Source organism: Stappia sp. WLB 29 (assembly GCF_023507705.1).
In the GTDB taxonomy this organism is placed as follows: domain Bacteria; phylum Pseudomonadota; class Alphaproteobacteria; order Rhizobiales; family Stappiaceae; genus Stappia.
On the sequence record NZ_JALBGD010000001.1, the window covers coordinates 312622 to 333109 of the forward strand.

Consider the following 20488-nt stretch of genomic DNA (forward strand, 5'->3'; position numbering starts at 1 on the left):
GCGCCGGCGGGGATAAGCGCCGCGGACGGACGGGGACAAGTGCCGCAGGGCGTACCTCCCCGCAGCGCCGGCGATTTCGCGAGATTGAGACGACCAACATCAAAATTTCGCGATTTCGAGACGGAATTTTGCAAAATCCGTCTCGAAATTTTCAAAGCCGTTCGGCGGCCTCGGTCTTCGGCTTTATCACCGGCTCCATCGCGGTCAGCTCGGCCGGATCGAGATGGCACAGGATCCTGTGCCCCCCGCCGAAGCTGCGCAGCGGCGGCAGCTCGACATCGCAGGTGCCCGGCATCATGTAGGGGCAGCGCGTGGAGAACGGGCAACCCTTCGGCGGGTTGGTCGGCGACGGGATTTCCCCCTTCAAGACGATATGCCGCTTCTCGATCCGCGTATCCGCGATCGGCACGGCGGCCAGCAGCGCCTCGGTGTAGGGATGGTAGGGCGGCGCGAAGATATCCTCGGTCGTGCCCTGCTCCATGATCCGGCCGAGATACATCACCACCACCCGGTCGGCCAGGTAGCGCACCACCGACAGATCGTGGCTGATGAACAGCATCGTCGTGCGGTTCTGGCGCTGGATGTCCATCAGCAGTTCGGTCACCGCCGCCTGCACGGAAACGTCCAGCGCCGACACCGGCTCGTCGGCGATCACCACCTTCGGATTGCCGGCGAAGGCCCTGGCGATGCCCACCCGCTGCTTCTGCCCGCCGGACAGCTGGCGCGGTTTCCGCCTTGCGAAATCGCGCGGCAGCTTCACCGTATCGAGCAGCCGGAAGACGATCTCCTCCACCTCCTCGTCCTTGCTGGCGACCCCGAACTTGCGGATCACCCGGGCGATCTGGCTGCCGACCGAATGCGACGGGTTCAGCGTGTCGAACGGGTTCTGGAACACCATCTGCAGCTTCGAGATCGTCTCGGCATTGCGCCGCTCCACCGGCAGGTCGCCGAGCTCGACATTGCCCAGCATCACTTTGCCGTCGGTCGCATCCTCCAGCCCCATCAGCACTTTGGCGAAGGTCGACTTGCCGCAGCCGCTCTCGCCGACGATGGCCACCGTCTCGGCCTCCCGCGCGGTGAAGCTCAGCTTCTCGTTGGCCTTCACCACCCGCTCGCCGCCCCGGACGAACAGCCCGCCGTCCTCGATCAGATAATGCTTGGTCATGTCCTCGACGGACAGCACGGTGCCGCCGGCCTCGACCGGCGGCTTCGCCTCGCCCTTCGGCAGGTCGCGGTCCCAGTCGATCTCCTGGAACCGTTCGCAGCGCACCTTGTGATCGTCGTCGCCCGGCACCGCATGCATCGGCAGACGACCGACATTGCACAGCCCGTCGCGGAAGAAGGTGCAGCGCGGCCCGAAGTTGCACCCCTCGGGGCGCTCGTGCGGCAGCGGCAGCTGGCCCGGAATTGCCACCAGCGGATGGGCGTTCTTGTCGGCGCCGGGCAACGGAATCGAGCCGAAAAGTCCCCGCGTGTAGGGATGGCGCATCTCCTCGAAGACGTCATGGATGTCCCCGACCTCCACCGCCTCGCCGGAATACATCACGGTCAGCCGGTCGCAGGTCTCCAGGATCAGCCCGAGATTGTGCGAGATGTAGATCATCGAGGTGCCGAACTCCTCGGCGATCTCGTTGATCAGATCGACGATGCCCGCCTCCACCGTCACGTCCAGTGCCGTCGTCGGCTCGTCGAGCAGCAGCAGCCTGGGGTTCGACAGCAGCGCCATGGCGATCACCACGCGCTGCTGCTGGCCGCCGGAAATCTGGTGCGGGTAGGACGCCAGGATGCGCTTGGGGTCCGGCAGGCGCACCTTGGCCAGCATCTCCTCGGCCCGCGCCAATGCCTCCTGTTCGCTCAACCCGTCATGATAGATCGGCACCTCGACCAGCTGGTCGCCGATGGTCATCGACGGGTTCAGCGAGGCCATCGGCTCCTGGTAGACCATGGCGATGCGCGAGCCGCGGATCTGCCGCAGCTCCTCCTCGCTCATCTGCCGCATGTCGCGGCCCTCGAACAGGATCTCCCCGCCGACGATGGCGCCGTTCTTGCCCATATACTGCATGATGGCGAGCGCCACGGTCGACTTGCCGCAACCGCTTTCGCCGACGATGCCGTGCGCCTCGCCCGGCATGAGCTTCAGGTTGAAGTCCACCACCGCCGGGATCTCGCCGGCGCGCGTGTAGTAGGAGATGCAAAGGTTCCGGCATTCGAGAACGGGAACCTGTTCGGCGGCGTGATCGCTCATTCTGTCCCCCTCAGTCGCGCAGGCTCATTTCCCGAAGGCCGTCGGCCATCAGGTTGAAGCCGAGGATCAGGCTCGAAACGGCCAGCGCCGGCACGAGCAGCATGTAGGAGAACTTCCACAGCATCGCCGTCTTGGCGCTCTCGCGGATCATCAATCCCCAGTCCGGGTCGGGCGGCTGCAGGCCGAGGCCCAGGAAGGTCAGCGTGGTGATCGCCACCGTCGTGTAGCCGAGCCGCAGGCAGGCATCGACGATGATCGGCCCGCGCACGTTCGGCAGCAGCTCGAAGATCATGATGTAGAGCGGATGCTCGCCGCGCGTCTGCGCCGCGTAGACGTAGTCCCGCGTCTTGATGTCGAGCGCCAATCCCCGGACGATGCGCATGATCGCCGGTGCCGAGGCGAAGGTCACCGCCACCACGATGTTGAAGCCCGACGGACCCAGATAGTTCAGGATGACGATGAACAGCACCATCACCGGGAACGACAGCAGCACGTTGGCGACGAACGAAATGATCTCGTCCCACCACCCGGCCAGATAGCCGGAGATCAGGCCGAACATGGCGCCGACCACATAGGCGACCATGGTCGCCGTGACGCCCCAGACCAGCACCCGCTGGCAGCCCCAGATCATGCGCGACAGCATGTCCCGGCCCTTGAAGTCGGTGCCGAGCCAGAAGAACAGGCCGCCCCGCTCGCTGAAGGGTGTCGCAAAGGGCGCGACCGGCTTGTTCGGATCCATCAGGGGCAGGTACGGCGCGCTCACCGCCATCAGCAGCCAGAAGAACACCAGCGTCAGCCCGATCACCGCGACCCGGCTTTCGCGGAAGGCGCGGACGCCCAGCACGTAGAGCGCCAGCGTCGCCGGAATCGCCGGCAGGAGCAGCGTCTGGGCGTTCGGCCCGATCCGCTGGCCGAACATCACATAGGCCGTCAGCGGCACCCACATCAGCAAAAACAGCACGATGACGGGCTTGGGCCGCGACAGGCGGTCGAGGGCGGAGGGGCCGGACGGGATCTCGGTCACTGCCATTGAGTGCGTCTCCGGTCCTTACGCAAAACGAATGCGTGGGTTCAGGAAGGTGTAGCCGATGTCGGAGATGATCTGCGACAGAACGGCGACGGCGACGGCGACCAGCGTGCAGGCCTGCACCACCTCGACGTCGGGAAACAGCGCCGCCTCGAGCAGCAGTTTTCCGAAGCCGTCGTATTCGAAGAAGACCTCCACCACGACGACGCCCGACAGCAGCCAGTTGAGCTGCAGCACGATCAGCGTGAACGGTGCGATCAGCGCGTTGCGCAGCGCGTGCCGCATCACCACCCGGCGGTACGGCAATCCCTTCAGGATCGCGGTGCGGATGTATTGCGAGGTCATCACCTCGGCCATCGAGGCACGGGTCATGCGTGCCACATAGCCGAAGTCGTAGATCACCAGCGTCAGCACCGGCAGGATCAGTTCGCGGAAGCTGAACCCGCCGATCATCGCCGATTTCACCGGCAGCCAGCCGAGGCCGAGGGCGAAGATGACCGTCAGCAGGATGGCGCTGGCGATCTCCGGGATGCTGGTCGTCAAGACCGATATGAACGAGATGCTCCGGTCCTGCAGCGACCCCTCCTTCATGCCGGCCAGGATCCCGAGGATCAGCGACAGCGGGATCATCAGCGCGAAGACGAAAAAGGCCAGGATCCCGGTATTGGCCAGCCGATCCGCCAGCAGCGGTCCGACCGGACGGTTCTTTTCGTAGGAGAAGCCGAGATCGCCGCTCAGGATGTTGCCCACCCAGTTGGCATAGCGCTGGTAGAATGGCACGTCGAGACCGCGTGCGGCGAGCCAGCTCTTGTAGCTCTCCTCGGTTAGGGCCGAGACGGCGAAGCCGCCAAGTTCCTGCACCGCCAGCCGTTTCTTGAACTCCGGCGTGTCGAAGATAGCGAACAGCAGCAACGAGGAGACCGCCATGATCAGAACCATCTGAACCAGGCGTCTCAGGATCAGTTTCAGCATGTGGCGCCCACCGTGTCGGCCCCTCGATCATGCCTCAAGCGCGGCATGCGGGCCCTCCCCCTGACCTCGGCAAAAGACCGCCGCGCCGGAAATATCCCGGCGCGGCAATCGGTTGTCGGCGTCAGCTCATCCAGACCTTGTTGAACTGGTGGTACTGGGTCGGGTGGCCCGGATAGCCGTTCACCGACTTGGAAGCCATCGAGTAGACCGGCCGCCAGATCGGCATGACCATCACCGAAGCATCCTGCAGGATCTGCGCGGCCTTGGCGAGCAGCCCCTTGCGGGCCTCCACGTCGAGCGTCGCCTCGGCCGCATCCAGCGCCGCGTCGAACTCGGGCGAGGCGAAGCCGGACTCGTTCCACGGCACGCCCGTGCGGTAGCCGAGCGACATCACCATCGTGCCGAGCGGGCGGTGGGTCCACGCGGTGGCGCCGAACGGCGTCTTGGTCCAGATCTCCCAGTATTTGGAGGCCGGAATGACGTTGATGTTCAGCGTGATGCCGGCATCCTTGAGCTGGTCGCGCATGGCCTCGGCGGCCGTCTGGTGCCACGGGCCGTCCGTGTTGCCGACATCGATCGTGATCGTGATGCCGTTGGGGTGCCCGGCCTCGGCGAGCAGCGCCTTGGCGCCCTCCACGTCGCGGGTCAGCGGCGCCAGCGCCTGGTAGTCCGGATGCACCGGGGCCACGTGGTGGTTCTCGCCCACATCGCCGCCTTCCGGATAGACCAGCGGCTTGATCGCGGCGTTGTCGATGGCCATGGTCACGGCCTTGCGCACGCGCTCGTCGGTGAACGGCTCGGCGTCGACGCGCATGCGGCAGCACAGGCACTGGGCCGTGCGGGCGGCGATGATGTTGCCGTCGATGGCCTTGGCCAGTTCCATCTGCTCGACGCCGAAGTCGTAGATCGCATCGACGCTCTGGCCGGCAAAGGCGGTCAGCTGGTTGTCGGCGTCGAAATTGTAGTAGTGGATCTCGTCGAGAAACACCGTGCCGCCCCAATATTCGAAGGGCTGGCCGCCGGCCTCGGTCACCTTCTTCAGGATGCAGCGGTCGCCGACCACGTTCTCCACGATCGTATAGGCGCCCGTGCCGTTGATCGCGTTGTCGAGCGGCGGCTTGAAGTCGCGATGCACGATGGCGGTCGGGTAGTTGTACATATCCTCGGGGAAGGACAGCACCGGCTTGGTCAGGTTGAAGCGGATCGTGTGATCGTCGACGATCTCGATGGCGCCGTCGATGAGGCTCTTCTTGCCGTCTTTATCCTCGACCATCGCCGAGACCGACGAGAGGCCGATATTCGACGAGCCGAGGTCCGGATTGGTCCAGCGCTCGAAGTTGAACTTGACGTCCTCGGCGGTGAAATCGTCGCCGTTGTGCCACTTTACGCCCTTACGCAGGTAGAAGGTCCAGGTCTTCAAATCCTCGGACGCCTCCCAGCGCTCGGCCAGCATCGGCCGGGTCACGTTGTCCGGGCCGGTCATCGCCAGGTATTCCAGCATGTGGCGCGTCTGGTTGGAGGCCTGCGTCCACGAGAAGGTCGCCGGATCGTCGATCTTCTGGACCTGCATCGCCACCTTCAGGATGCCGCCGGCCTTGGCGTTCGGGTCGTCCGCCGGGAACGGCAGGTTGGCCGCGTCCTGCGCGACCGCCGGGCTCGGCAGGCCGGCCATCGCATAGGCCGCACCGGCACTGACGCCCAGAAGCGCTGCGTAGCGGACGAACTCGCGGCGGCTCAGCCGGCCGCTGTCCATCTGTTCCTGCGCTTCCCTGACTTTCGGATGCATCTTGCTTGACGTTTCGTTGGTCGACATACCCTGTCTCCCCTCCAACCGATTGCTGTGCTTGATGTTTTTCGCTGTCGATACGGGCCGGAGCCCGCTGTCGAATGTCGTTCCTGGCCTTGCCGCACCTCACCCGCGCTGTCGCGCCCGCGAGGTCCGACTGCGGACCTGCCCTGGAGATCCTCCGTGTCGGCCGGTCGCCGTTCCGGCCTCTCGCCGGATGTGCGAACCGATGGTCTTTTCCGATGCCGCAGCGTCCGGCAAGGCAGCTGCCGCGGATCGGATCGCGTCAGCCTAACATGCAATCATGGTGCCTTGGCAAAGCCTTGAAGCCATTTTTTTGAGATCCGGCTCGGGCGTGTCGGTATCGAACAACAGATCGTCGCATAATCGATATCGCCTTTCCCTCGTTGCCGGCGCTAGGCTCCTGACATATCGCGCGTATTGAAACGCGAACGCTTCCGAAACAACTGGCCCTGTGCTTGTCGTTTTCGGAAACGGTTGGGCTTTACTAAGACGTATACGAAACTAGACGTCCGCAACCGCAGCGGGGAGCCGGGTTCGCATGGCCGAAACGGACGAAATCGAGGGTGTCGCTCCTGGCGACGACGAGACCGCCGGCCGCCGCCGCGGACGCAGGGGCCGCCGCGACGTTCAGGGCCATTCGGATGCCATCGAGCAGAAGCCCTTCCGGGCTCGCCGCAATCCCTTCGCACCGGTCCAGGCGGTCTCAGAAGATCAACTTGAGGCGATCCATTCCGCTTCGCTCGACGTCCTGGAAAATATCGGTGTCGATTTTATCAATAGCGAGGCGAAGGCCCTTTTGAAGGCCGCCGGGGCCGATGTTTCCGCCTCGTCCGACCGAATCAGGCTGGATCGCGGCCTGGTTCTGGAGGCGCTCGCCAGCGCGCCGGAGGAGTTCGTCCTCCACGCCCGCAACCCGGAGCGGAACCTGAAGGTCGGCGGCGACAGCGTCATCTGGAGCGGCGTCGCCAGCGCCCCCAATTGCGCCGACGCTGAGCGCGGCCGGCGCCCCGGCAGCCAGCAGGACTATCGCGATTTTCTCCGCCTCAGCCAGGTCTTCAACGTCATCGACCTGAACGGCGGCTACCCGGTCGAGCCGGTCGACATCCACGCCTCGGTCCGCCATCTCGACTGCGTCTCGGACTTCGTGACGCTGACCGACAAGGCCTTCCACATCTACTCGCTCGGCCGCGAGCGCAATCTGGACGGCATGGAGATCGCCCGGATCGCACTTGGACTGACGCATGAAGAATTCGAAAGAACCCCTTCTGTCATATCGATTATCAACTCGTCATCACCGCTGCGCCTCGACACGCCCATGCTCCAGGGCATCATCGAGATGTCGCGGCGCGGGCAGCCGATCGTGCTCACCCCGTTCACCCTCGCCGGCGCGATGGCACCGGTCACGGTCGCGGGCGCCCTGGTGCAGCAGAATGCCGAGGCGCTGGCCGGGCTCGCCTTCGCCCAGATCGTGCGCCCAGGTGCGCCCGTGGTCTATGGCGGCTTCACCTCCAACGTCGACATGAAGTCCGGCGCCCCCGCCTTCGGCACGCCGGAATACATGCAGGCGGCCCTTGTCGGCGGCCAGTTGGCGCGCCGCTATAGGCTGCCCTACCGCTCCTCCGCCGTCTGCGCGGCCAACTCGCCCGACGCCCAAGCCGCCTGGGAGACGGTGTTCTCGCTCTGGGGCGCCTTGATGGGCGGCGCCAACTACATCAAGCATGCCGCCGGTTGGCTCGAAGGCGGGCTGACGGCCGGCTTCGAGAAATTCGTCATCGACATCGACCTTCTGCAGATGATGGACGCCTTCCTGCAGCCGCTCGACACTTCGCCGGACGCGCTCGCGGTCGAGGCTATCCGCGATGTCGGACCCGGCGGCCACTTCTTCGGCACCGCCCATACGCAGGCCCGCTACAAGACCGCGTTCTATCCGCCTATCATCTCCGACTGGCGGAACTTCGAGACCTGGCGCGACGCGGGCTCGCCGACCGCCTACGACAAGGCGCAGGTGGTCTGCAGGAAGGCGCTCGCCGAATACGAGGCTCCGCCCCTCGATGCGGCCATCGCCGAGGAACTGGCGGATTTTGTCGCCCGGCGAAAGGCCGAAGGCGGCGCACCCACCGACTTCTGACGCGGCCGGCGACGGCCGGCATTCCAACTCATTTTTCCAGACAAGCAGGGAAGCAGACGAATGAAATCCCAGGCTCGCGTGGTGGTGATCGGCGGCGGCGTCGTCGGCTGCAGCGTCCTTTATCACCTGACCCGGAGGGGCTGGACCGACGTGCTGCTGATCGAGCGCTCGGAGCTCACCTCCGGCTCGACCTGGCATGCGGCCGGCGGCTTCCACACCCTGAACGGCGATCCGAACGTCGCCAAGCTGCAGGCCTATACCGTCTCGCTCTACAAGGAGATCGAGGAGATTTCCGGCCAGTCCTGCGGCCTGCACCTGACCGGCGGCCTGCAGCTGGCCGACACGCCGGAACGGCTCGACTGGCTGAAGATGGCGCATGCCCGCGGCCGCTATCTCGGCATGGAAACCGAAATCATCTCGGCGAAAGAGGCCAAGGAACTGCTGCCGCTGATCGACGAGCGGCATTTCGTCGGCGCCATCTGGGACCCGATCGAAGGCCATCTCGACCCCTCCGGTACCACCCATGCCTATGCCAAGGCGGCGCGCAAGGCCGGCGCCGAGATCTCGCTGCGCAACCGCGTTGTGGAGCTCGCCCAGAAGCCGGACGGCACCTGGCTCGTCGTCACCGAGCAGGGCACGGTGGAGGCCGAACATGTGGTCAATGCCGGCGGCCTTTGGGCGCGCGAGGTCGGGCGCATGGTCGGGCTGGAACTCCCTGTCCTTGCCATGGAGCATCACTACCTGCTGACCGAAGACATGCCGGAGATCGCCGAGATCGTCGCCTCGACCGGTAAGGAGATGGTGCACGCCATCGACTTTTCCGGCGAGATCTATACCCGCCAGGAGCGCGGCGGCATGCTGCTCGGCACCTATGAGCGCGCGGCGACGCCCTGGAGTCCGCGCCAGACGCCCTGGGACTTCGGCCAGGAACTGCTGGCCCCGAACCTGGAGCGCATCGCCCCCTCGCTGGAGATCGGTTTCGAGCACTTCCCCGCGCTCAAGCACACCGGCATCAAGCAGTTCGTCAACGGCCCCTTCACCTTCGCCCCCGACGGCAATCCGCTGGTCGGCCCGGTGCGCGGCCTCACCAATTTCTGGTGCGCCTGCGCAGTGATGGCCGGCTTCAGCCAGGGCGGCGGCGTCGGCCTTGCCCTCTCCAACTGGATGGTCGACGGCGATCCCGGCTTCGACATCTGGGGCATGGATGTCGCCCGCTTCGGCCCCTGGGCCACCCTCGCCTATACCAACGCCAAGGTACGCGAGAACTATTCCCGCCGCTTCCGCATCCGCTATCCCAACGAGGAGCTGCCGGCCGCCCGCCCGCACCAGACGACGCCGCTCTACGACCGCATGCGCGCACAAGGAGCCGTGATGGGCGACAGCTGGGCGCTGGAAACCCCTCTCTGGTTCGCGCCCGAGGGCACCGAGCCGCGCGACATCGTCTCCTTCCGCCGCTCCAACGACTTCGAGCACGTCAAGGCCGAGTGCCAGGCGGTGCGCAACGGCGTCGGCATCACCGAGATCGCCAATTTCGCCAAGTACGAGATCGCAGGCCCCGGCGCCGAGGCCTTCCTCGACCGGCTGATGACCAATCGCATGCCCGCACTCGGCCGCATGGTGCTGACGCCGATGCTCAACGAGACCGGCAAGCTGATCGGCGACTTCACCATCGCCCGCATCGCCGACGACCGCTTCCTGATGTGGGGCTCGTCGCAGGCCGAGATCTACCACATGCGCTGGTTCGAGCGGCATCTGCCGCAGGACGGCTCGGTGCGCGTGACGCCGATCAATCTCGGTTGGGTCGGCCTGTCGATCGCAGGTCCCAAGGCGCGCGACCTGCTGGCGCGCGTCACCGGCGACGACGTGTCGAACGCCGCCTTCCCCTTCATGGCCAGCCGGGCGATGGACGTCGCCGCGGCGCCCTGCCATGTCAGCCGCATCAGCTATACCGGCGATCTCGGCTACGAGATCTGGATGGCGCCGCATTACGAGCGCCGGGTCTATGATGCCTTGAAGGAAGCGGGCGCCGATCTCGGCCTGCGCGACTTCGGTATGCGCGCCCTGCTCTGCCTGCGGCTGGAAAAGAATTTCGGCACCTGGTTCCGCGAGTTCCGCCCGATCTACGGGCCCTATGAGGCCGATCTCGGCCGTTTCATCGCGCTGAACAAGGGCGACTTCATCGGCCGCGAGGCCGCCTTGCGGGAGAAGGAAACCGGCGGCACGCTGCGCCGGATGAGCTTCGTCGTCGAGGCCGGCGATGCCGACGTGATCGGCGACGAACCGATCTGGCATGACGGAAAGGTGGTCGGCTGGGTCACCTCCGGCGGCTACGGCCACTTCGTCGACGCCTCGCTGGCGCAGGGCTACCTGCCGAAGGAGCTCGCAAGTCTTGGCCCCGACGGCGCCTTCGAGATCGAGATCATCGGCGAGCGGGTGAAGGCCCGCATCATAACGGAACCGCTGTTCGACCCGCGCGCCGAACGCATGCGCATGTAGGCCGCGCGGCGCGCATCAGCTTCCGGGATTCATCTCCCGGAAGCAGGCGATCACATGGCTGGCGAAGGCATCGCTCGCCTTGCCGGCATTGCCCGCCTCCTTGAGGATCAGGTGGTAGTCGCCGATTTCCGGCAGGCCGTGGCGCGCGTCCAGCTTCTGCAGCGGCGGCGTGATGACGCTGGTCGGGAACGGCGCAACGGCGAGGTCGGCCAGCAGCGCCGCCTCCTGCCCCGCGCTGTGAAAGCTCTGATAGGCGATGCGGTAGGGATGCTCGGCCTTGTCGAGGGCGATGCGCGCGGCCTTGCGCCAGGGGCAGCCGGACACCGACAGCGCCAGCGGCAATGGGTTGCGGCTATAGGCAACGCCCCCTTCCAGCCCGGCCCAGGCGAGCGGCTCGGTGTAGACGATCTCCCCGCCGCGGGCGAGGTCGCTATCGGGCCGCGCCGTGTAGAGGATCAGGTCGAGCTGACCGTCCTTCAGCTTCTGTAGCAGCGGCGGGCTACCGTCGAGATGCACGTCCACATTGACCGCCGGATGCGAGCGGGCGAAGCGCGTCAGGATGTTGGGAAGAAATCGCGTGCCGAAATCGGACGGCGCGCCGAAGCGCACCTCGCCCTCGATGGAGGGCGAGCGAAACATCGCCACCGCCTCCTCGTTGAGCAGCAGGATGCGCCGCGCGTAACCGAGCAGCGCCTCGCCCTCCGCAGTCATGCGGACACTGCGCCCCTCCCTTGCAAAAACCGCAGTGCCGAGCAGCGTCTCCAGCTTTTTCACCTGCATGGAGACCGCCGACGGCGTGCGGCCGATCACCTCAGAAGCCTTTGAAAAACTTCCGGTTTCCGCGATGACGAGGAAGGTCCTGTACAGGTCCGTCTCGATCAGCGGCGTGCCTTTTCCCGGCACCAGGTCCATGGCTCGGCCTCCTAGTGGTTCAGTTCAATGAAATTGATCATATACATGATTTCTTTTGGTTTGCCTGATAGCACGAATGCGACCATATCCCCGGTCAGAGCGGCATGACAGTTCGCCCGCGCGCGAACCGCCCTGCCGCCACGACACACGCAACTCGAGCACATGGAGAGCGACATGTCCTACCTGACCCGGGTACTCGGCAACACTTTCGGCATCGCGACGCGCGTCCATGCGCTTTCGGTCGCCGACACCGACCCGCGCACCCTTGCCGATCTCGGCATGTCGGGCGATGCGGCGAAGCAGGCCCGTTTCCAGTCGTTCCGCGCCGGCGAGCCCGGTGCGTCGAACGCTGCCCGCCTCGGACTGAACGGTCGCTGAGCACGCCTCCCCGCCGGCCCACCGACCGTATCGATCCGCTGTAACGACAAACCGCCGAAGCTCACGCTTCGGCGGTTTTCGTTTGTGCGGGGAAGCCCGGAGATTGCCGCTCAAAGGCGGCGGTTGACGAGGTTCTCCAGATATTCCTGGCGGCCCGACACGGGACGCGGGTCGAGGCCATCGCGCTCGACGCGCGCGGCGATCTCCTCCAGCGTGCGCTCGCCCTTCAGCATGGCGGCCGCCTCCGGCGCCTGCCATCCGGCGTAGCGCCTGGCCACCTCGTCCGACAGGTCGCCCTTTTCCATGAGCTCGGCCGCGGCCAGAAGCCCGCGGGCGCAGGTGTCCATGCCGCCGATATGGCCGTGGATCAGGTCGGCCGCGTCCAGCGACTGGCGGCGAAGCTTGGCATCGAAGTTGAGGCCGCCGGTGGTGAAGCCGCCCGCCTTCAGGATGTAGTAGAGCGCCAGCGCCACTTCCGGCACGTTCATCGGGAACTGGTCAGTGTCCCAGCCGGACTGGTAGTCGTTGCGGTTCATGTCGATGGACCCGAAGATCCCCAGCGCGGAGGCGAGCGCCACCTCGTGCTCGAAGGAATGGCCGGCGAGCACCGCGTGGCCGACCTCGATGTTCACCTTCACCTCGTTCTCCAGGCCATAGGCCTTGAGGAAGCCGTAGACGGTGGCGACATCGTAGTCGTACTGGTGCTTGGTCGGCTCCTGCGGCTTCGGCTCGATCAGGATCGTGCCGGGAAAGCCGATCTTGTGCTTGTAGTCGACGACCATCGACAGGAAACGGCCCATCTGGTCGAGCTCCTGGCGCAGGTCGGTGTTGAGCAGCGTCTCGTAGCCCTCGCGTCCGCCCCACAACACGTAGTTCTGGCCGCCGAGCTGGTGCGTCACGTCCATGCAGGCCTTCACCTGTCCCGCCGCATAGGCGAAAACGTCCGGATCCGGATTGGTCGCCGCGCCCGCCATGTAGCGGCGGTGCGAGAAGAGATTGGCCGTACCCCACAGGAGCCGCGTCTTCGAGGTCTCCATCTTGCGGGCGAAGACCTCGGCGATCTCCTGCAGGTTGCGGTTGCTCTCGGCCAGCGTCGCACCCTCCGGCACCGCGTCCCGGTCGTGAAAACAGAAGAACGGCACGCCGAGCAGGTCGAACATCTCGAAGGCGACATCGGCCTTCAGGCGCGCCATCTCCATCGTCTCGCCGAACCAGGGCCGCTCGAAGGTCTGACCGCCGAAGGGATCGCCGCCCGGCCAGCAGAAGCTGTGCCAGTAGGCGACGGCAAAGCGCAGATGATCCTCCATCCGCTTGCCCAGCACGAGTCGGTCGGCATCGTACCAGCGATAGGCAAAGGGATTTTCGCTCTCCGGCCCCTCATAGCGGATGGCGGGAATGCCGTCGAAAAACGCAGTCATCGCAGAACCTCTTTCAGTGCCGGATAAAGGGCCCGGTAGCGGGCGAGCCCTTCCTCATGGAAGGAACGCAAGGCCCCGTCGGGGCCGATGGAATGCGCCGTGGGCGGCGGGGTGAAGCGGTCCGCACCGCAGGCGCCGGTGGCCGCCGCCCGGCCGAGCCGCGCCGCGCCGAAGGCCGCACCGAAATCCCCATTGCCGGGCACGTCGATCTCGATGCCCAGCACTGTCGCCAGGATCTCCAGCCAGTTGCGCGAGCGGGCGCCGCCGCCGATGGCGGTGGCCCGCTCCACGCGGGTGCCGGCGGCCGACAGCACGTCGAGGCAATCGCGGAAGGCATAGGCGACCCCTTCCAGCACGGCGAGCGCGAGATCGGCCCGGTCATGCGCCTGCGACAGGCCGACGAAGCTGCCGCGCGCCGAGGCATCGTTGTGCGGCGTACGCTCGCCGGACAGATACGGCAGGAACAACACCGGGGGCCCGTCGCGCCGGGAGCGCTGGCGCGCGGCGGCTTCCGCCTCAAGCGTCGCGACATCGCAGCCCGCCACGCGCGCCAGCCAGTTGAGGCTGTCGGTCGCCGACAGGATGACCCCCATCTGGTGCCAGGTGTCGGGCAGCGCGTGACAGAAGGCATGGACGGCACCGGCGGTGTTCGGCCGGAAACGGTCGGTCGCGACGAAGAGCACGCCGGAGGTGCCGAGCGACAGGAAGGCCTCGCCCGGCCGCACCGCGCCGATGCCGCAGGCGCTGGCGGCGTTGTCGCCGGCACCTCCCGCCACCACCGGCGGGCGGGCAAAGCCCCAGCGGGAAGAAAGTTCCGGCAGCACCGTGCCGGTAGCGTCGGTCCCTTCCGCAAGCGCCGGCATGTTGGCGCGCGTGAGGCCGGTTGCGGCGAGCAGTTCGTCCGACCAATCGCGGCGGGCAACGTCGAGCCAGAGGGTGCCGGCGGCATCCGACATGTCCGAGGCGGCCGTGCCGGTCAGGCGCAGGCGGACATAGTCCTTCGGCAGCAGCACCAAGGCAGTTTTCGCGAAGATCTCGGGCTCGTGGCGGGCGACCCATTCGAGCTTCGGCGCGGTGAAGCCGGGCATGACGAGGTTGCCGCCGATGCCGCGAAAGTCCGCCCGCTCGTCCAGCGCCGCGCATTCGGCTTCCGAGCGACCGTCGTTCCACAGGATCGCCGGACGCAGCACCTCGTGCGCGGCGTCCAGCAGGGTCGCGCCGTGCATCTGTCCCGAAAGGCCGATGCCGGCGACGGCCGACATTTCGGACGGATGGCTGCGGGAGAGCTCGTCGAGCGTTGCGACAACCGCGCCCCACCAGGCATGCGGGTCCTGCTCCGACCAGCCGGGATGCGGCCGCGAGACGGTCAGCGCGCTGGAGGCGGAGGCAAGGATCGCGTCCGTCTCGTCCATGAGCACGGTCTTGACCCCGGACGTGCCGATGTCGATTCCCAGATACACGCGTCCTCCCGCGCCCCCTCATGGCGGCTGTTCATATTATTTTCGATACCAAAATATACCATGGCGCGAGGAAATAAAGAGGCTCGATGAAAAGCGGCGGCGCGATTGGATCGCGCCGCCGTTGATGCCGGGTCTGGAACGAACGGTCATGCAGCAGCGGTCGATGCCGACGCACGCGCCATGGCCCGCTGCTCGGCAAGGGCAAGCACGGTCACCGCGGTCGCCTGCACGGCGAGAAAAGCGTAACCGAGCGCCGTCGGCGAGACGAGACCGAACAGCGGCAGGGCGATACTTGCCGCCACCCACAGCCAGTTGCCCGCAACGACCACGAAGACGCCCGCCGCCGGCGGAGCCGACGGGACTGCGACCGCCAGCATGCAGAGCGCGACCGGCAGCAGCACGAGCCCTGCATAAAACAGGAGAGCCTCCGGAAGGCCGAGCGGCGACGCCAGAAGGCCACCCGCAGCAAGCAGCAGGCCGCCCATGGCCAGGCAGGTGACGGCATCGAGACCGAGAATGGCGCGAAGGGACAGGCGATCGAAGATTTGCAACATGGGAACTCTCCTTGGCTGGCAGGCCGGCCGGGTGCCGGACTGGATGAGGAGAGAGAACCAGCATGAGGTCATCGAGGCGATTACCTCCAAGGTCATTGAAGTCAGAAAAGATCGCGGGCACGATCAGACCATGATGAAGATGCCGTCCGCGAGCTTTCCCGATCTTCTGCGCCAGTGGCGCGGCCGCCGGCGCCTGAGCCAACTGGCGCTGGCCGCCGAGGCGGGCTTGTCGCAGCGCCATCTCAGCTTCCTGGAATGCGGCAAGGCGCAGCCGAGCCGGGAAATGGTGTCGCGGCTGGCCGACCAGCTCGCCCTGCCGCTGCGCGAACGCAACGCGATGCTGGTGGCGGCCGGCTTCTCGCCGCAGACACAGGAACGCGCGCCGGACCATCCCGATCTTGCCGCCGCGATGGAGGTGGTCGGGCGTATCCTCGATGGTCACGCCCCTCGCCCGGCGCTTGCCGTCGACCGCAACTGGAACCTGATCCTCGCCAATGCCCCGGCGCTGGCGCTGCTCACCGGTATCGCCCCGCACCTGCTCGCCCCTCCGGTCAACGTGCTGAAGGTCAGCCTGCACCCGGACGGACTTGCCCCGCGCATCCGCAACTACCGCGAATGGCGCGCCCATCTGTTGGAGCGGCTAGGCCGGCAGGCCGAGATGTCCGGCGATGCGGAGATTACCGCCCTGGTCGAGGAATTGGGAGCCTATCCGGTGCCGACGGGCGCAAAACCGCAGCCGGTGACCGGACGAGACAGACATGCAGGCATCGCCGTGCCGCTGGAACTGCTGGTCGGCGATACCGTCCTTTCGTTCCTGAGCACGACGACGGTCTTCGGCACCGCGCTCGACATCTTCCTGTCGGAACTGACCATCGAGTGCTTCTTTCCGGCCGACGAGGCGACCGCGGCAGCAATGGCGGCGCCTGCCGCAAGCTCTGCCGAGAAGTCCCCGGCTGGGTGATCAGTCGTCGGGGCCGGAACGCATCCGCTTGATCGCCGAGCGCTGCTTCTTGGCCGCGAGCCGGCGCTCCTTGGAGGCCTTTGTCGGCCGCGTCGCCTTGCGCGGCTTCGGCCGCTCCAGCGCCTTGCGCACCAGCGCGGCGAGACGCTCCAGCGCATCCAGGCGGTTGCGCTCCTGGGTGCGGAACCGGTCGGCCTGGATGAGAATCTCGCCGGCCAGCGTCAGCCGGCTGCCGGCAAGACGGGCAAGCCGCTCCTTGACGTCCTCGGCGAGGGTCCGGTTGCCCGAAAGGTCGAAACGCAGCTGCACGGCGGTGGCGACCTTGTTGACGTTCTGCCCGCCCGGTCCGGAAGCGCGCACGAAGCTCTCCGACAGGTCGCCGGCCGGGATTCTCACCCCCGGCGCCACCTCCAGATCCATGTCCGCCACTGACGCCATCGCCGTTTCGTTCCGTTTGTCTGTCGCCGCGGGGCGTGCGCTTGGAACGCCCCCGGTGCAATGCTATGTCGGTCGCCAGGACCAGATATGAGGGGCGCCAGCGTGACACCGGACCGCGACATCAAGCGACTGATCGAGATCATGGCCGCCTTGCGCACGCCCGGTACCGGCTGCCCCTGGGATCTGGAGCAGGACTTCGCAACGATCGCCCCTTACACGATCGAGGAAGCCTACGAGGTCGCCGACGCGATCCAGCGCGGCGACATGGTCGACCTGCGCGAAGAACTGGGCGACCTGCTCCTGCAGGTGGTCTATCACGCCCGCCTTTCCGAGGAACAGGGGGCTTTCGCCTTTCCCGACGTGGTGGAGGCGATCACCGCCAAGATGATCCGCCGGCATCCGCATGTCTTCGGCGACGACGATGCCCGCTCGGCCGGCATCGCCAAGGGCATGTGGGAGAAGATCAAGCAGCAGGAAAAGCTGGAGCGCGCCAGCGCCCGGGCGGCGGCAGGCCTTGGCGAAGAGCGCCGGCGATTCCTCGACGACGTTCCGGCAATCTTCCCGGCCCTGACCGAGGCGGAAAAGCTGCAGCGCCGCGCTGCGCGCGTCGGCTTCGACTGGGGCAGCGCCGGTCCCGTCCTCGACAAGATCCGCGAAGAGACCGAGGAACTGGCGAGCGAAATCGCAGCGGACGACGGCACGACGCCCGACCGCGAATGCATCGCCGGCGAAATCGGCGACCTGATCTTCGCCGTGGCGAACCTTGCGCGGCATCTCGACATCGACCCGGAGGAAGCGCTGAAGCGCACCAACCGCAAGTTCCGCCGCCGTTTCGCGGCCATCGAGGACGCCGCCGAAGGCGAAGGCCGCACGCTGGCCGACATGAACCTCGACGAGATGGAAACGGTCTGGCAGGCGGCGAAGACGAACGACACCTGAGGCCGCGGCGACGGACTTCAGCCCGCCGCGTCCTCGTCGATCTCGGTAAAGGCGCCGCGATAGCGGGTGGTGAACTCGCCCTTGCGACGCTCGCCGACGCGCACGCGCAAGGAGATGCCCTCCTCGCCATCCGTCCGCCGCAGCACGTCCGTGTTGCGATAGAGCCAGGCGAGACCCTCTCCGTCTTCCGGCGCCAGCGTCATCTCGTAGACGAGACTGTCCTCGGCGAGCCGTAGCTCCACCCGCGCCAGAAGGTCCGCAACGCCCTCGCCGGTCACGGCGGAGACGGCAACAGGGCCCTCGTCGATGCGGTTGGCGGCAAGCAGCGTCTGCCGGTGTTCGTCGGACAGCTTGTCGACCTTGTTCCAGACCTCGATCAGGCGGCTGCTTTGCGCCTGTTCCAAGCCCAGGGCATTCAGCGTGGCGGCGACATCGGCGGCCTGGGCCTCTGTATCCTCGTGCGAAATGTCGCGCACATGCAGGATCAGGTCGGCCTCCGTCACCTCCTCCAGCGTCGCCCGGAAGGCAGCGATCAGGTGGGTCGGCAGGTCGGAGATGAAGCCGACCGTATCCGACAGAATGACATCGCGCCCATGCGGCAGCGTCACGCGCCGCAGCGTCGGATCGAGCGTCGCGAACAGGAGATCCTTGGCGAAGACCTCGGCTTCGGTCAGCCGATTGAACAGGGTCGATTTGCCGGCATTGGTGTAGCCGACCAGCGCCACGACGGGCTGCGGCACCTTCTTGCGCTTGGCCCGGTGCAGCTCGCGGGTTCGGGTGACCTGTCCCAGATCCTTTTCCAGCCGATTGATCCGCTCCTGGATCAGGCGCCGGTCGGCCTCGATCTGGGTTTCGCCGGGACCGCCGACGAAACCGAGGCCGCCGCGCTGGCGCTCCAGGTGGGTCCAGGAGCGCACCAGACGGCTTTTCTGCCACTTGAGGTGGGCAAGCTCCACCTGCAGCGTGCCTTCCGCCGTGCTGGCGCGATCGCCGAAGATCTCGAGAATGAGGCCGGTGCGGTCGAGCACCTTGCAATGCAGCGCCTTTTCCAGGTTGCGTTGCTGGATCGGCGTCAGCGGATGGTCGACGACGACGAGCTCGATCTCCTCCGCCTTCACGATGGCGGCGAGTTCCTCGACCTTGCCGCTGCCGAACAGCGTGCCCGGCTTGGGCGTGGCGACCGTGACGATGCCGCTGGAGACGATCTCGAGGTCGATGGCCGCGGCAAGGCCGATCGCCTCCTCAAGCCGCGCTTCGGGCGAGCGACGAAGCTGGGCGCCGCTCTCATCGCGATGGCGGCCGGTGAGCACAGGAACGACCACGGCTGCGCGCGCGCCGGCAGCCCCGCGCGGGCCCTCGAACGGATTGTCCGGTTCCTGCGCGGGTTTGTCTTTCCGATTCGAGCGGGGTTGGTTCTTCAATCAGCCCGCCGTCTTTTCGCCGGTCTCATCCGGCTCGAACAGCTGAACCGGAGCGTTCGGCATCACGGTGGAGATTGCGTGCTTGTAGACAAGCTGTGAATGTCCGTCACGGCGCAGAAGAACGCAGAAGTTGTCGAACCAGGTCACGACGCCTTGCAGTTTCACACCGTTGATCAGAAAGATCGTCAGTGGGGTCTTCTGCTTACGTACATGGTTGAGGAAAGTATCCTGAAGGTTTTGAGCGCGGTCAGCCATGTTTTATTTTTTCCTGCATTCGCATTGTCGTTTATTGGTGCGCCCAGCCGGAAACAAAAACTGCCGCCATGCAGTCTTGCTGCCCGCAGCATTGCGCCCGGCAGACCCGACGTCAAGAGCCCGGAGGAAGACCCTCGGGCGCACGATGCCAGTCTAGCGCATCCTCGTTGCCATTTCTGCCCGTTTATATGACACAGCCTGCCTCAAGTCACACCGCACTGACTTCGGCCGTTTCATGGAACATGCGCCGCAACTCTCGCGTCATCTCGCCGGGATGCCCATTGCCGATTGCCTGATCGTCGATCCGCACCACCGGCATCACCACGGTCGTCGCCGCAGTCATGAAGGCTTCCTTGGCCTGCTTCGCCTCTTCCAGGCTGAAGGCCCGCTCCTCGAAGGTGAGGCCGTTGCGCTCGATCATGTCGAGCACGACCTGGCGGGTGATGCCCTTCAGGATGCCGCTCGTGGCCGGCCGCGTCACCAGGCAGTTGTCCTTGGTGACGATCCAGGCATTGGTCGAGCCGCCCTCGGTCACCATGCCGTCGCGATCGACGAACCAGGCTTCCTTGGCACCGGCTTCTTTCGCCTTCTGCTTGGCCAAGACGTTCGGCAGCAGGCCAACGGTCTTGATGTCGACGCGCTCCCAGCGGTTCTCGGGCACGGAAATCACCGACACGCCCTTTTCCGCGAGGGCAGAAGCCGCCGCCGGCTGAGACGAACGCGCCGTCACCACCAGCGCGGGCTCGACGGAGGCCGGCGGGAAGACGTGGTCGCGGCGCGACACGCCGCGCGTCACCTGCATGTAGACGAGGCCATCGCGCACCTTGTTGCGGCGAACCACCTCGTGCAGCACCTGCGACAGGGCCGCCCGGCCCATCGGCATGCGGATCGAGAGTTCGTTCAAGGAGCGCTCGAGGCGGTCGAGATGACGCCGCTCATCGACGAGATGGCCGTGCCAGATCTCGCAGACCTCGTAAACGCCATCGGCGAACTGGTAGCCCCGGTCCTCGATATGAATGGCGGCCTCCGCGTGCCGGACATAGCGTCCGTTCACATATGCGATGCGGCTCATGC

General features: G+C 66.2%; 17 protein-coding genes. 5 read left to right on the plus strand and 12 right to left on the minus strand.

All coding sequences use genetic code 11. The annotated features are described in order from the left end of the window. Positions 1–151: 151 nt before the first annotated feature. The 4 genes from MNI96_RS01510 to MNI96_RS01525 all read right to left on the minus strand — a co-directional run bounded on the left by MNI96_RS01510 (position 152) and on the right by MNI96_RS01525 (position 6057). On the minus strand, positions 152–2245 hold the full coding sequence (locus MNI96_RS01510) for a dipeptide ABC transporter ATP-binding protein (RefSeq protein ID WP_249689727.1): 2094 nt from the start codon (positions 2243–2245) through the stop codon (positions 152–154). 10 nt (positions 2246–2255) lie between these two features. Next, a complete protein-coding gene (locus tag MNI96_RS01515; RefSeq protein ID WP_249689729.1) occupies positions 2256–3275 on the minus strand; it encodes an ABC transporter permease in 1020 nt (339 codons plus the stop codon). Between the two features lie 18 nt (positions 3276–3293). Beyond that, on the minus strand, positions 3294–4244 hold the full coding sequence (locus MNI96_RS01520; protein WP_249689731.1) for an ABC transporter permease: 951 nt from the start codon (positions 4242–4244) through the stop codon (positions 3294–3296). A 121-nt stretch (positions 4245–4365) separates the two neighbouring features. Beyond that, complete coding sequence (locus MNI96_RS01525; RefSeq protein ID WP_249689733.1) at positions 4366–6057, minus strand: ABC transporter substrate-binding protein; 1692 nt, start codon at positions 6055–6057, stop codon at positions 4366–4368. A gap of 535 nt (positions 6058–6592) precedes the next feature. Between MNI96_RS01525 and MNI96_RS01530 the strand changes: the two genes are divergently transcribed. Further along, complete coding sequence (locus tag MNI96_RS01530; RefSeq protein WP_249689735.1) at positions 6593–8182, plus strand: trimethylamine methyltransferase family protein; 1590 nt, start codon at positions 6593–6595, stop codon at positions 8180–8182. A gap of 60 nt (positions 8183–8242) precedes the next feature. After that, entirely contained in the window at positions 8243–10678 is a 2436-nt protein-coding gene (locus tag MNI96_RS01535) for a GcvT family protein (RefSeq protein ID WP_249689737.1), read from the plus strand. A 15-nt stretch (positions 10679–10693) separates the two neighbouring features. Here the strand turns inward: MNI96_RS01535 and MNI96_RS01540 are convergent, their stop codons facing one another. Further along, entirely contained in the window at positions 10694–11590 is an 897-nt protein-coding gene (locus tag MNI96_RS01540) for a LysR family transcriptional regulator (RefSeq protein WP_120267940.1), read from the minus strand. Positions 11591–11764: 174 nt separating this feature from the next. Between MNI96_RS01540 and MNI96_RS01545 the strand changes: the two genes are divergently transcribed. Further along, positions 11765–11968 (plus strand): hypothetical protein, encoded by a 204-nt coding sequence (locus MNI96_RS01545; RefSeq protein ID WP_158192295.1) that lies wholly within the window; start codon positions 11765–11767, stop codon positions 11966–11968. A gap of 110 nt (positions 11969–12078) precedes the next feature. Here the strand turns inward: MNI96_RS01545 and xylA are convergent, their stop codons facing one another. The 3 genes from xylA to MNI96_RS01560 all read right to left on the minus strand — a co-directional run bounded on the left by xylA (position 12079) and on the right by MNI96_RS01560 (position 15400). Continuing rightward, positions 12079–13386, minus strand: a complete 1308-nt coding sequence (xylA, locus tag MNI96_RS01550; protein WP_249689739.1) for a xylose isomerase — start codon at positions 13384–13386, stop codon at positions 12079–12081. Further along, a complete protein-coding gene (gene xylB / locus MNI96_RS01555) occupies positions 13383–14846 on the minus strand; it encodes a xylulokinase (protein ID WP_249689741.1) in 1464 nt (487 codons plus the stop codon). The genes xylA and xylB overlap by 4 nt, the downstream gene beginning before the upstream one ends. A 146-nt stretch (positions 14847–14992) precedes the next feature. Next, a complete protein-coding gene (locus MNI96_RS01560; RefSeq protein WP_249689744.1) occupies positions 14993–15400 on the minus strand; it encodes a hypothetical protein in 408 nt (135 codons plus the stop codon). Here MNI96_RS01560 and MNI96_RS01565 point away from each other — a divergent pair. Further along, positions 15399–16361: a helix-turn-helix domain-containing protein gene (locus MNI96_RS01565; RefSeq protein ID WP_249689746.1), complete on the plus strand. Its 963-nt coding sequence runs from the start codon at positions 15399–15401 to the stop codon at positions 16359–16361. The two genes, MNI96_RS01560 and MNI96_RS01565, sit on opposite strands and share 2 nt — an antisense overlap. Here MNI96_RS01565 and arfB read toward each other — a convergent pair whose 3' ends face one another. Further along, the gene (arfB, locus tag MNI96_RS01570) at positions 16362–16799 is read right to left on the minus strand and encodes an alternative ribosome rescue aminoacyl-tRNA hydrolase ArfB (protein WP_249689749.1); all 438 of its coding nucleotides are present in this window, start codon (positions 16797–16799) and stop codon (positions 16362–16364) included. Positions 16800–16901: 102 nt separating this feature from the next. On the opposite strand from arfB, the gene mazG reads away from it, so the two are divergent. Then, a complete protein-coding gene (gene mazG, locus MNI96_RS01575) occupies positions 16902–17738 on the plus strand; it encodes a nucleoside triphosphate pyrophosphohydrolase (protein ID WP_249690381.1) in 837 nt (278 codons plus the stop codon). Positions 17739–17755: 17 nt separating this feature from the next. Here the strand turns inward: mazG and hflX are convergent, their stop codons facing one another. From hflX to dat, 3 genes are all read right to left on the minus strand, one after another. Next, entirely contained in the window at positions 17756–19159 is a 1404-nt protein-coding gene (gene hflX / locus MNI96_RS01580) for a GTPase HflX (protein WP_283776277.1), read from the minus strand. Then, entirely contained in the window at positions 19160–19414 is a 255-nt protein-coding gene (gene hfq, locus MNI96_RS01585; protein ID WP_067215116.1) for an RNA chaperone Hfq, read from the minus strand. Between the two features lie 208 nt (positions 19415–19622). After that, a complete protein-coding gene (gene dat, locus MNI96_RS01590; protein WP_249689753.1) occupies positions 19623–20486 on the minus strand; it encodes a D-amino-acid transaminase in 864 nt (287 codons plus the stop codon). Positions 20487–20488 lie beyond the last annotated feature (2 nt).

Coding starts and splice junctions, on each gene's coding strand:
- MNI96_RS01515 (WP_249689729.1), bottom strand. CDS start 3,275: ATGGCAGTGACCGAGATCCCGTCCGGCCCCTCCGCCCTCGACCGCCTG.
- dat (WP_249689753.1), bottom strand. CDS start 20,486: ATGAGCCGCATCGCATATGTGAACGGACGCTATGTCCGGCACGCGGAG.
- MNI96_RS01525 (WP_249689733.1), bottom strand. CDS start 6,057: ATGTCGACCAACGAAACGTCAAGCAAGATGCATCCGAAAGTCAGGGAA.
- MNI96_RS01530 (WP_249689735.1), top strand. CDS start 6,593: ATGGCCGAAACGGACGAAATCGAGGGTGTCGCTCCTGGCGACGACGAG.
- MNI96_RS01565 (WP_249689746.1), top strand. CDS start 15,399: ATGGGAACTCTCCTTGGCTGGCAGGCCGGCCGGGTGCCGGACTGGATG.
- arfB (WP_249689749.1), bottom strand. CDS start 16,799: ATGGCGTCAGTGGCGGACATGGATCTGGAGGTGGCGCCGGGGGTGAGA.
- MNI96_RS01540 (WP_120267940.1), bottom strand. CDS start 11,590: ATGGACCTGGTGCCGGGAAAAGGCACGCCGCTGATCGAGACGGACCTG.
- hfq (WP_067215116.1), bottom strand. CDS start 19,414: ATGGCTGACCGCGCTCAAAACCTTCAGGATACTTTCCTCAACCATGTA.
- MNI96_RS01535 (WP_249689737.1), top strand. CDS start 8,243: ATGAAATCCCAGGCTCGCGTGGTGGTGATCGGCGGCGGCGTCGTCGGC.
- MNI96_RS01560 (WP_249689744.1), bottom strand. CDS start 15,400: ATGTTGCAAATCTTCGATCGCCTGTCCCTTCGCGCCATTCTCGGTCTC.
- MNI96_RS01545 (WP_158192295.1), top strand. CDS start 11,765: ATGTCCTACCTGACCCGGGTACTCGGCAACACTTTCGGCATCGCGACG.
- MNI96_RS01510 (WP_249689727.1), bottom strand. CDS start 2,245: ATGAGCGATCACGCCGCCGAACAGGTTCCCGTTCTCGAATGCCGGAAC.
- MNI96_RS01520 (WP_249689731.1), bottom strand. CDS start 4,244: ATGCTGAAACTGATCCTGAGACGCCTGGTTCAGATGGTTCTGATCATG.
- xylA (WP_249689739.1), bottom strand. CDS start 13,386: ATGACTGCGTTTTTCGACGGCATTCCCGCCATCCGCTATGAGGGGCCG.